The 12,940-nt window shown below is 34.7% G+C and carries 8 protein-coding genes; 3 read left to right on the top strand and 5 right to left on the bottom strand.

The features are described from left to right. The first annotated feature begins 129 nt into the window (after nucleotides 1-129). Complete coding sequence (locus HND39_16275; protein QKJ97707.1) at nucleotides 130-831, top strand: hypothetical protein; 702 nt, start codon at nucleotides 130-132, stop codon at nucleotides 829-831. A gap of 13 nt (nucleotides 832-844) precedes the next feature. On the opposite strand, the gene HND39_16280 is transcribed toward HND39_16275, so the two are convergent. After that, nucleotides 845-2,074 carry an HD domain-containing protein gene (locus HND39_16280; protein ID QKJ97708.1) on the bottom strand — a complete coding sequence of 410 codons (1,230 nt, stop codon included), beginning with the start codon at nucleotides 2,072-2,074 and terminating at the stop codon, nucleotides 845-847. A gap of 219 nt (nucleotides 2,075-2,293) precedes the next feature. On the opposite strand from HND39_16280, the gene HND39_16285 reads away from it, so the two are divergent. Then, a complete protein-coding gene (locus HND39_16285) occupies nucleotides 2,294-2,788 on the top strand; it encodes a histidine phosphatase family protein (protein QKJ97709.1) in 495 nt (164 codons plus the stop codon). Between the two features lie 10 nt (nucleotides 2,789-2,798). Further along, a complete protein-coding gene (gene ppk1, locus HND39_16290) occupies nucleotides 2,799-4,865 on the top strand; it encodes a polyphosphate kinase 1 (protein QKJ97710.1) in 2,067 nt (688 codons plus the stop codon). Between the two features lie 14 nt (nucleotides 4,866-4,879). Here ppk1 and HND39_16295 read toward each other — a convergent pair whose 3' ends face one another. The 4 genes from HND39_16295 to HND39_16310 all read right to left on the bottom strand — a co-directional run bounded on the left by HND39_16295 (nucleotide 4,880) and on the right by HND39_16310 (nucleotide 12,887). Beyond that, nucleotides 4,880-7,507, bottom strand: coding sequence for a BamA/TamA family outer membrane protein (locus HND39_16295; protein QKJ97711.1), 2,628 nt, complete (start codon nucleotides 7,505-7,507; stop codon nucleotides 4,880-4,882). Between the two features lie 51 nt (nucleotides 7,508-7,558). Continuing rightward, nucleotides 7,559-9,487, bottom strand: coding sequence for a tetratricopeptide repeat protein (locus HND39_16300; protein ID QKJ97712.1), 1,929 nt, complete (start codon nucleotides 9,485-9,487; stop codon nucleotides 7,559-7,561). A 154-nt stretch (nucleotides 9,488-9,641) separates the two neighbouring features. After that, the gene (locus HND39_16305) at nucleotides 9,642-11,897 is read right to left on the bottom strand and encodes an NADP-dependent malic enzyme (GenBank protein ID QKJ97713.1); all 2,256 of its coding nucleotides are present in this window, start codon (nucleotides 11,895-11,897) and stop codon (nucleotides 9,642-9,644) included. A 222-nt stretch (nucleotides 11,898-12,119) separates the two neighbouring features. Further along, nucleotides 12,120-12,887, bottom strand: coding sequence for a queuosine precursor transporter (locus tag HND39_16310; GenBank protein QKJ97714.1), 768 nt, complete (start codon nucleotides 12,885-12,887; stop codon nucleotides 12,120-12,122). Between the last annotated feature and the right edge of the window lie 53 nt (nucleotides 12,888-12,940).

A 12,940-nucleotide genomic window follows, 5' to 3' on the forward strand; every position in this document is an offset into this window, starting at 1 on the left:
ACTCCTACCTTACCGGCAGGCAGGTCGTTCAATATGACAAATTGGAATTTTTCAAAAGTCTCAATTAAATAATATATCCTCATTCTTAGGTATATTTGAAGCATATATTAACAATTTTTAGGAAACAAAATGAAATTAATGCTAATCATTATCTTTGCATCAGTAGTTATATTCTCCGGATGTGAAAGTAATGAAAAACCGGAATCAGGTGAACAGGAAGTTGTGAAAACAGAACCTCACATTGCTCAAGTAATAGACAAGATTCCGGCAAAAGGCTATACTTATCTTCAGGTTACTGAAAATAAAAATGATTTTTGGATCGCTGTACCAACAATGGAAGTAGAAGTAGGTGAAACTGTATATTTTTCCCGTTATATGGTTATGCAGGATTTTAAGAGTGATAACATTAATAAATCCTTTGATGAGATTTTATTTGTTGAAGATGCGCGTAAATCACCAACACCAGAAGAGATGAAAAATATCCACTCAGGTGCTGCTTCTATTGATAAGCAGTCTGTCAAAATTGAGCCTTTGAAAGATGGAAAAACTGTTCAACAAATATTCACTGATAAGTCAACGCTTGAAGGTCAGACAATAAAAGTTAAAGGCAAAGTGGTAAAGTTTAATAAACAGATAATGAAAAGAAATTGGATTCATCTTCAGGATGGAACAGGTACGGATACTGAATTTGATTTAGTTCTTACTTCGAATGATGATGTATCGGTTGGTGATATAATAATTGCAGAAGGTAAAGTAGCTGTAAATAAAGATTTTGGTGCTGGATATTACTTCCCTGTAATAATTGAGGATGCAAAAATCAGTAAAGAATAAATGACGGAATAATTTATTCTATAAGAGGACTTAGTTCTGTGCCGGGATTGAGTACAAACGCTATTGCGAATGCCAGCACAGAAATTATTAATCCGTACATAAAAATAGTGTAACAGATTCGCAGCTTCTTATATTTTTGTCCAAGCACTTGCCCGAGGTAATAGAAATCCATAATCATATTATCGTAAAGAAAACCTTTATCCTTCATCATCTCTTTCATACCCCAATTAAAATCTTTAAGTGACATATTATGGAAATTGCCAAAAAAGAGAAGATTAACTTTCTTCTCCTTAATATCTTCTTCAGTAAAAGTTCCGCGTGATACTTTCGGACGAGTTACCAGTATTGCAAATACAAGAGTTACAAGGCTGGTCAGCGTTAGTATTGCAGTTGGAATAATTAGCTGCGGGTTTGAATCAAGCTTTCGTATCATTATGCTGACAATAATCGTAAGGATTAATGTGTTTACACTAATCATAATGTTGGCTTTAGTATCTGCCATTGAACTAAAATCAACGTGAGTACGAACAGTATTACGGAACATCGTTTCAATCGAACGCCCGGCATCTTTATCTTTTTCTTTGTCCTTCTTCTTTTCTTTTTTTGATTCGTCAAAAACAGAATTCTTTTCTTCTTCCACTTTCTTATTAACCTTTTTTAATTTCTTTTCGAGTTTAATATAATTAATATTTTTTTGAGTTTGGAATCGGTCTTTTGCATAATCAGTATAAAATCTATGCTGATTAAAAAATTTAAGATTATTCTTTATCCAAACTTCATCTGGTATTTTACAACAATTTATCGATTCAATTTCATTCCTGAGGAGCTCAGCATTAAAATCAGATTTTTCCGTACCAAGATGATGAAGGTCTGCATCGCAAATAATATCTTCAAGAATATTTTTTGGATTTCTGGGTAATCTCGTTACATCAATTAATGAAATAACTTTACTGATTCCATCTTCCGGATAATTATTTTCTCTGAGAAATCCGGACGCCATCTCCATACTGATAGCTTCATGACCTTCACATTTTTCAATATGACCAATATCATGAAGCCATGCTGCTATTAACAATATTTCCTTATCGTTTTCATTTATTCCCGATGCATCAGCTATTTCTTCTGCGACTTTCGCTACATCTGCTGCGTGGTTAAAGTTATGATAATAAGCATCGGTTGAACCTTTCTCACGAAAAGTTCTTTCTGCATAATCTTTTACTTTGCTGAGAATTTCACTGCTCATTTTATATTCCTTGTTAAGTGATTTAATTGCAAAGTAAATATATTTTCAGTTATCTTTTTCACCAGTTATTATTAATTATTTTATTATTTGCTGGAAAAGTTAGAACCTATTTTAATTCATCACGGTGATAATCATCACAATTATTTTATATTGTCATGCAATTTTCTTCTATCTAATTACCTAATTTTAATTTGCTAATTAATTGTGATTGAGAGCATAATGAAAACAATATACCTTATCAGACATGCAAAATCATTCTGGGGTGATCAAAGTCTTCCGGATTTTGATCGTCCATTGAACAAACGTGGTAAAAGAGATGCGCCGTTTATGGGTGAAGTACTTAGAGAGAAGAATATCAAACCAGATTATTTTATTTCAAGTCCTGCTAAACGAACAAAAAAAACTGCGATTATCATTTCAGATAAATTAAACTTTCCAGCAAAAAATATAGTCCTCATTGATGAATTGTATGAAGCAACTTCCATCAAGATTCTTGATGTTATCAACACAGTTGACGAAAAATATAAATCGATTGTAATAGTTGCACATAATCCGGGACTAACACTATTAAACAATTATATTTCTGATAAATATATTGACAATATTCCAACATGCGGAATAGTAGGTTTACAGGTTGATAAAAAGTGGAAAGAGATTGGTAAAAACTCCTGTGCACAACTTTTTTTTGAATATCCAAAATTATACCTGAAGTGAACATTAAATAATGGGAAAAAATGTTTTCTTCGATCGGGAATTAAGCTGGCTCTCATTTAATCACAGAGTGCTGCAGGAAGCAAAGGATTCATCAGTTCCGCTATATGAAAGAATAAAATTTCTCTCGATTTATTCTTCCAACCTTGATGAATTTTTCAGGGTACGGGTTGCATCGCTCAGAAGCTTGTTGAATCTCAAAGAAAAATCCAGACAAACACTAAGATTCCAACCAAGAATTCTACTCAAAAAAATAAAGGAAACCGTAAAACTTCAACAGGAAGAATTTGGGAAAATTTATCGCGAAGAAATAATTCCCGGGTTAAATGAACAAAATATTTTTTTGGTGGATGAGTCTAATATTTCAGAAGGTCAAAGCAATTTTGTAAAGACTTACTTTCTTGATCTGGTTTTGCCTTATGTACAACCTACTCTTTTGGATAAAAATAATATCACAACATTTCTTCATAATCGTTCAATCTATCTTGCGGTTAAATTAAGAAGTAAAAAAAAATCTCATTCATCCGGACGAGCAAAACTACAGCGATTCAAATATGCAATTGCTGAGATACCAGCAGATAGACTCGGCAGATTCATTTCACTTCCAGCAGAAAACGGAAATCACTTTGTAATATTCCTCGATGATATAGTAAGGATTAACCTGAGTACATTATTTCCTGGCTACCGGATCGAATGTGCTTATTCGATTAAGCTAACAAGAGATGCTGAACTTTATATTGATGATGAATTCAGTGGAGATCTGTTACAAAAAATTAAAAAAGGTTTATCAAAAAGAAAAACCGGAGTTCCATCAAGATTTCTTTATGACAATGAGATGCCTGATGATTTTTTAAAATTCCTGCAGGATGCGCTTCATCTTAAAAATGATGATCTTATCCCTGGTGGAAGATATCATAACTTCAATGATTTTTTCAACTTTCCAAATTTTGAAAAACCACAACTTGAATATGAATCAATGCTTCCTCAAAGCTGCCGTGATTTTGATAACCCGGTATCGATATTTGATGTTATTGCAAAGAAAGATATCCTTCTGCATTTTCCTTATCAATCGTTCAGATATATTCTTAAATTTTTAGAATCTGCTGCTGAAGATGCGAATGTAAAATCTATCAGGATAACGTTGTACAGAATTGCGAATGAATCATTAATTATCCGTTCATTGATTAAAGCAGCTGAAAATGGTAAAGATGTAACTGCATTCGTTGAAGTAAAAGCAAGGTTTGATGAAGAAACTAACTTTGCGTCAGCAGATGCTCTGGTAAAAGCAGGTGTGAAAGTACATTTTAGTTTCCCTGGAATGAAAGTTCACTCAAAACTCTGCTTAATTGAAAGAACTGAAAAAAGGAAAACCAGATTTCATTCATACTTATCTACAGGTAACTTCAATGAAAAGACAGCAAGGATTTATTCAGATTTTGGTTTGTTCACATCGAATCAGGAAATGGGAAAAGAAATAAAAAGAATTTTCAATTTCCTTGAAAGAAAGAGTGAAAAAGAAAAGTTTAATCACTTGCTCGTTGCACCTTTTAATTTAAGAAAGACTTTGATGCAACTGATCGACAGTGAAATTAAAGCTGCGATCGGGGGAAACTCATCTGAAATCATATTAAAACTCAATAGCCTTGAAGACAGAAAAATAATTAGAAAATTGTATGAAGCATCACAGGCAGGAGTTAAAATAAAATTAATTATCAGAGGAATTTGTTGTCTTCTTCCAGGATTAAAAGACCTGAGTGAAAATATTGAAGTGATTAGTATTGTTGACAGGTTTCTTGAACATTCAAGAATTTACATTTTCAACAATAATGGTGATAAAAAATATTTTCTTGCTTCAGCAGATTGGATGAAAAGAAACTTAAGCCGAAGAGTAGAGGTTGCATTCCCGGTTTATGATAAAGAAATTCAGGAACGGATACAAAAAATAATTGATCTTCAGTGGAATGATAATCAGAAAGCAAGAATAATTGACCAAAATCAGACTAATAATTATCAACTCTCATCAGGAAAGAAGAAAATCAGAAGTCAGTATGAGATATACGAATTAATAAAACCTGATTGAAAATAAATCTTCTCTCAAAACCCCATTCCAAGTCCAAGGAAAAATGTTGTTCGGTCGGGTGAAAAAGCAACGTATGTTGACCCAATGATCATTGAATTAAAATATGAGACCCATAATCCAAATCCATAAGATGGATGCCACTTTTTAGAACTATCATTTTCAATATAAACTCTTCCGGTTTCAGCAAAGAGATTGATTCCTACCCTGCTCCTTATAATAATATTCATCTGAGTAACGAATAATCTGAGTTCAGCCTGACCGAATAGTGCAGCATCACCGGAGAATCTTTTGTGGTTGTATCCTCTTAAATCATTTTCACCTCCAATAGTAGCACCGGCATAGAATGGATATTTACCAAACATTTTACTACCACCTGCCCTCAAAGCTAAAGTGGTAAATGAGCCAAACTGCGGGGTGAAGTAAGTTCTAAAATCAAATCCTGTCATATAAAATGTTTCGGGTGTATCAAATACTTCAGGGAAAATCTTCCCGTAAAAATTCATCCAGTAACCATTAGTTGGGTAATTCGGATGATCCTTTTCATCAACTGTTAACGCAAGATGAATACCAAACGGATTTATCTCTCCCAAACCATAGTCACCATATTTAAAATCTGTAAGTAAAGTATCATTTTTAAGAGAAGTATTCGTATGCACAAATGAAATTCCAACACTGCCTGAAAGAATTTTTGAAAAGTTGTAGTGGAATGTTGGAAATAAAGTTATCAAAGTTTGATTAGTCTCGTAATAATTATTTTTTTCAAGGTCACTGTTGTAATTCGTTTCATTGCCGTAGCCGAAATAACGCGTAACAAATTGCTCAGTAGCAGCAACAAGCAAATTCAATCTTCCGTTATTTACAACGGAATAAAAATCTCCTTCATAAGCTACAGCAAAATTGCCGAATCTTGTTGCATAGCTTACGGTTAATTGCTGCAAATACTCATGAGGTATCATTCTAAAATTATATTTATAAAGCTGGACGCCTGCACCGATTGTTAATCCGTAATCAGTATCGAGAGCAAGAACAGGAACGGGCAGCCAGTTATGTCCTCTGTCAATCTGTTTGGGTTCATACTTTTCAAATTCATCTACAGGATCTGGATATTCAGTGTCGTCATAAACTGTTCCCGGACCTTCAACAACTTCACTTTTATTACCGCTATCATAGAAATAAGTTCTGCGCTGCGTCGCAGGAAATGGTGTAATTGATAAAAAATTACCATGAACAATTGATTCATCGACGATTTCATCCTGACCATGACCACCTACAATCCGCACAATGGGACTTTCTGAGCATTCGCCAATAACAAACGCTTTATCATCACCATCATTGAGATGAATTCTTAAATCAATTGTTATATCATTATCAAAAACTTTATAAAAGAGAGGATCATCTTTGCCAATTCCACTTTTCTTATCTCTTTTAAAGATTGTAACTACTGTTGAAAGATCATCAATTCTGTTTACTTCCACATAATCATCTTCATCACTACAGAAAACATCAGCATATTTATTCACAAGTCCGTAAAACTGATCAGATGCCCACAACAGATTATCACGCCTTGATTTTAGTTTGTAAGAAATTTCCGGAGCGCAGATATTGTAAACTTCGGGCGGCAGTTTTGTTAAAGAGCTATCAATTAATTCATCAGTAATTTGAGATTTAACAAAAACAGCAACCGAATCCCAGCTATGTTTATCGAGTTCTGTTAAAACTCTTCTATCAAGGAATCTTCCGTTCCAGGTAAGATCTTCTACTTGAGGGAAATCGACTTCAAAGTCTGTTATCTGCGGAATAACATAATCAGCGATTGTCGGAAAGAGACCATCATATTTTGAAAAGACCTGGTCTCTATCCCTCGGAATTGGTTTCCAGATACTTTTTGATTCACCATTAATATTTCTCTCATATTTTGCCCATCGCCATTGATCCATATGTCTGTCCCAATCACTAAGAATTATATCAATCAATCTAGCTTTTAGAAATCCTTCTGCATCTATCTTCTGGCTTCTTTTAACAGCAAGATGATCAAATAATTTGTAAGTCCCTTTGACATCAATCGCATTTTCAAAACCAGGTAAACCATCCGAACCTTCTGAAGGATGTTCTTCAATAAAACCAAGCATTCCTCCAAACTCTTCTTGAAATTCACCAAGTTTTTCGTCATCCGGAAGAAAAACTAATTTCGGTTCAGCTTCAAGTACGTTAAGAGATTTGAGTATAAGGGATACTACAAGTGATGCATACGGATTTGCAGAACTTATCTGATCCTGCAGAATATCCTCTGCGATTGATTCTTTCAGGTCTTCCGGTAAAACTTTTGAAGGATCTTTTTCAATCGATCTGAACTTCCAGATTTTACCATTGACAGATTGAAATCGAAGAGATTTGGTTTGCATTCCCCCACCCCGCTCTGTCGGAATTAATCCACCTGAAAAAGTATTTAAGTCAAGAACTTCAACTCTTACCGGAGTAGTCCATACATCACGCCAATGTTTACCAAAGAAAAATTCGTAGAAGCCACTCGCAGCATAATGTTCGCCCGGAATTACGGTAACATAATTTTCTTCATCCACCTGTGAATTGATACAGACTGTAACAAAGAGGGAAATAATTATTGTTAAAAAATGTTTTCTCAAAATATTTTGTTGTGATTATTGCTGAAATTCAGAAAATAATTTTAATTGCTTTTAATCTGGAGGTAAGTTCATCCGTTGAAGAATTTCTTTAAACTTTGGATGGTCGTGAAGTTCTTTCCAATATTTCCCATTTATAAAATTCAAACCGCTCAGACGTTTATCAATAGCACTGAATAAAAGATCAAATGCAGAATCAAATTCTCCGAGTCCGGTGTAAATAATTGCCTGTTCCATATTTGTTGGCAGCTGCTCTGAATTAATCTCGTTCAGCATCTGAATATATTCTTTAGATTTCTCAGGCTGACCTAATTTTCCATAAGCATATCCTAAACCAGAGATTGCTTTTAATTTAAATGCGGGCTGGTTCAGATTCTGATTGAAAATATCCATTCCTTTTTGGAAGTCATTTGATTTTAAATAAATCCATGCCAGACTATTCCATGTATCACCAAACTCGGGATCAAGTTCAATTGTTTTTTTATGCTGTTCGATTGCTAAATCCGTTCTGTTATTATTGAAGTAAACAAATGAAAGAATATAACTTATTGGTGCATTTAACGGATCAAGCTGGTTTGCTATTTCAGATTCTTTTAAAGCTTTTTTATGATAACCTAAAGTAGATAACAGCATTGCATAATATTGATGCGCTTCAGCAGAGTTTGGATTTATTTCAATAGCCTTTAGAAAACATTTCTCCGCACCTTCCCAATCCCAATCGTTAAAATATTTAACTACTCCGAAAGCAAGCCGTGAATCCAGTGCTGAGCTATCAAGTTTGTAAGCTTTCTCTGCATATTCTTTAGCCTTTGCATAAGCAACATTGTTTGACATAAAACCTGCAGCACCTAAAAAAGAATAACATGCAGAAAGCCGTGCATAAGCTGCAGTAAAATCCGATGAGATTGCAACTGCATCCTCAAAATATTTTATTGCTTTGAGTACAAAATCCGGTGACCACTTATTCCAACTATCCAAACCTTTCAGAAACAAATTGTACGCATCCATGTTTTCAGTTGGAGCTTTAACAAGCTGTTCAATCGATTTATGAATTTTTATGGTTTTCTTTAACTGATCAACAATTGAGTTTGCCAATTCATCCTGCACTGCAAAAATATCTTCAATATTTCTGTCAAAAGTTTCTGACCATTTATGATATCCGTTTTCTGAATTTATTAGCTGTGCAGTCACTCTCACACGATTTCCATATTTACGTACACTACCTTCAAGAACTGTTTTTACACCGAGCGTTTTTCCTATCTCCCTGATGTCTGTATTTTTTCCTTTGAATGCAAACGAAGAAGTTCTTGAGGTTACCAGAAGTCCATCAACTTTTGCAAGTGCATTTAGTAATTCTTCTGTTACCCCATCACTGAAATATTCATTTTCTTTATCAGTACTAAGATTTATAAAAGGTAAAACAGCAATGGAATTTTCTGAGATAGCTGATTTACCTTCCAACTGATCAGGAGAAGGAATAACCAAGCCATCCATTTTGATTGCATAAATTTTCACCGGCGATTTAACATTCTTTAGCTCATATCTTCCAAGAAAAACAGATGATACATCAGTCTGATTTTTCAATTCATCATTGATTTTATCAGATATAAGTACGCTTCCTGGTACGGCTAAATTTTCAATTCTTGATGCGATGTTTACTCCATCGCCGTAAACACCCTCATCATCATAAACAACATCACCTGCATGAATACCAATGCGCAGCGGGACTTGTGGTTCCGATTGAAGTTCTTGTTGGATTTTCGCCCCACACACAGCAGCTTCGATTGCACTGCCGAAGATTGAAAGCGTTCCGTCTCCATAATATTGCAAGATTTGTCCGCGATGTTCCAGTATCAACCTGTCGAGAACGACCCGATGTTTATCTCTTAAAATCTTTGCCTTGCGTTCATTTTCCTGCATCAATGCAGTATAGCCTACCATATCGGTAAACATAATTGCAGCGAGCATTCTAATCTCTTTCATATAAAAATATTTTAAGTCTGTTAAGTAAAAATTTTAAGATGTGAGAAAAAATTAAAGGACTAATCGGTTAAATACAAAATTACATCCACCAGCGGGAAATGTAGATTATGGACGAGAGGAGGAAGAAAATCTCTTCCTCCCACTCATAAAAAGATCATTTTTTCTTCGACCCTGCATCCGCAACAGCAATTGCAGTCATATTGATAATATCATCAACTGAGGCACCTCTCTGTAATACGTGAATGGTTTTATTCATTCCCATTAAAATTGGACCAACAACTGAAGCCTGCCCAATTCTTGCCATCAGTTTGTAAGCAATATTTCCTGAATTAAGATCCGGGAAGATTAGAATATTTGGTTTTCCTTTTAAAGCACTAAATGGAAATTCACTTTCTATGATTTCAGGTACTACTGCCGTATCAGCTTGCATTTCACCGTCAACCATTAAATCCGGTCGAAGCTTTTTAATTAATTCAGTGGCTTGCTTTACTTTTATAGATTCAGGATATGGTGCACTTCCAAAATTGCTGAAAGAAAGCATAGCTATCTTCGGAACGACATCAAAAGCTTTAACGGTGTCTGCAGTTGAAATTGCAATTTCAGCAAGTTGTTCAACATTCGGATTGACATTCACCGTTGTATCAGCAAAGAAGTAAACATCCTGTTTTGCAAATACAATATAAAGTCCAGATACAACTTTAACTCCCTGTTTCATACCGACACATTGGAGCGCTGGTCTGATTGTAGTCGGATAACTTGTCGTCAAACCACTGATGAGTGCATCAGCTTCGCCTAATTCAACCATCATTGAGCCAAAATAATTTGGTTTCTTCATCAGGTTTTTGGTGTCTTTTAAAGTTGCACCTTTTCTGGAACGTTTCCTGAAGAATGCATCTGCATAAGCATTTCTCTTTTCACTTGCTTCAGGATCATATATCTGGAATTCTTTCTGATCAAAACCTAATCTTTCAATCTCATCTTTTATAATTATCTCATTTCCCAAAAGTACCGGGTAAGCCATGTTATCATTATAAACGACATGAGCTGCCCTGATTATTTTTTCCTCTTCACCTTCCGGATAAACTACTTTAAGAGGATGTTTCTGTGCCTTGTGAATCATTACACGAATCAGTTCTTTTGATAAGCCGAGTCTTTCTTTAAGTTTTTCCTCATATTCCTGCCAATTCATTTCTTTAATTTTTGCTACTCCGGTTTCAATTGCTGCTTTGGCAACAGCAGGAGCAACATACCAGAGTACTCTGGGATCGAACGGTTTTGGGATAATATATTCTTTACCGAAAGAAAATTCTTCACCACCATACGCTCTAAGAACCATCTCAGGTACTTTTTCTTTTGCAAGTTTTGCCAATGCCAAAGTGGCAGCCATTTTCATTTCATCATTGATTGCTACTGCCCTTACATCTAAAGCACCTCTGAAAATAAACGGAAATCCGAGAACATTATTTACCTGATTGGGAAAGTCACTTCTCCCCGTGGCCATAATTAAATCTTCTCTAACCGATACAGCTTCATCATACATTATTTCAGGATCAGGATTTGCCATCGCAAAAATGATAGGATTTTTATCCATTGATTTTACCATATCTTTGCTAACTACACCACCGGTCGATAAACCGATAAATACATCTGCACCTACCATTGCATCAGCTAAAGTTGCAAATCCTTTGGTCTGCGCAAACAACTCTTTATACTTATTAAGGTCCTTTCTGTCCTTGGTAACGCAGCCTTTAGTATCAAACATCCAGATATTTTCCCTTTTAACACCAGCCATTATGTAGTGTTTGCAGCAAGAGATTGCCGACGCACCAGCACCACTGACAACAATTTTTAACTTATCTAATTTTTTACCTGCAACTTCAGCCGCATTAATTAGTGCCGCACATGAAATAATAGCTGTACCATGTTGATCATCATGGAAAACAGGAATTTTCATTGTGGCTTTAAGTTCTTCTTCTATTTCGAAACATTCGGGCGCTTTTATATCCTCAAGATTAATACCACCAAATGTTGGTTCGAGCATCTGTACTGCTCTTATTATTTCTTTTGGATTATGTGAGGCAAGTTCAATATCAAATACATCAATGTCTGCAAATCTTTTAAAGAGAACTCCTTTACCCTCCATAACTGGTTTTCCTGCCTCGGCGCCTATATCACCAAGTCCAAGCACAGCAGTACCATTTGAAACAACGGCAACGAGATTTCCTTTTGCCGTGTATTTATAAACATCTTCCACATTATTGTGAATTTCACGGCAAGGTTCTGCAACGCCGGGTGTGTAAGCTAATGAGAGATCACGCGAAGTTAAACAAGGTTTCGAAGCAATAACTTCTATTTTACCTTTTCTATCTATCGAGTGATATTGAAGGGCTTCTTCTTTACTAATTTTCATTTTTAACTCCTGGTAATTTTTTATTTCACTAAGTTATAATATTGTTTAACATAAGAATGGATATAATAATTATGGTGTAGATTTTTTTCATTCGAAGTGAGTTTATGATCTGAGTAATGCTTTAAAAATTGCATAAAATTACTTCACAAAATTACACCAAATTTCTGAATAAGCCTAAGTAAATTGTTAGAGTAAATTCTAATAAAAATGAACGATTAGCACTTAATTTATCCGGCTGGAAATTGCAGCTTCTTCAATCAGTTTATAAGAAAGTTCTTTACCGAGATATCTATCAATCAAAAAATGGAGTAGATACAACAGCGGGGTTAGCAGAATAGCAATGAAAAACTTATAAATGTAATTGACAACACCAATTGCTAAGACGAGTGATAGGTCCCATCCGGCTCCCAGATAAAACGCAATCAAAAGAACAACAAAGCTGTCAATAAACTGAGATATCAAAGTAGAACCTGTCGCACGCAACCATATTTTTGAGCTGCCTGTAATTGATCTTAGATAATGAAAAACATAAACATCTACAAATTGACCTATTAAAAAAGCAATTAAAGAACCAACTATTATCCATAAACCTTGTCCGAAAATTGTATTAAATGCATGATCCATATTAATTACACCATAAGTAGTTTCTCGTTGAATCCAGAAATCAGCGGGATGCAGACCCATTGCAGCGTAAACCATCAGAAACGCATACGCAATCAAACCAGCAGCGGTGAATGACATAAACCTAACGCCTTTTCGACCATAATATTCATTAATAATATCAGTCATTATAAAAACAACCGGCCAAAGCAGTACGCCAGCAGTTAAGTTGAATGACAAATCAGTCTCTCCAAAGAAAGAAAGATTAATTGGTGAAATACTTAAAGATTTTTCAAGTGAAAAAATTTTAACTCCAATAAATTCAGCAAGAAGCGCATTAGCAACAAAAAATGCTCCGAGTATGTAAAAAAGATTATTGCTTTTACTCATTTAAATATTAATGGTGATTAAATTTTTATGTTAATATAAATAAAAAAGCGGTA

It is taken from the genome of Ignavibacteriota bacterium (assembly GCA_013285405.1).
Classification (GTDB): domain Bacteria; phylum Bacteroidota; class Ignavibacteria; order Ignavibacteriales; family Ignavibacteriaceae; genus IGN2.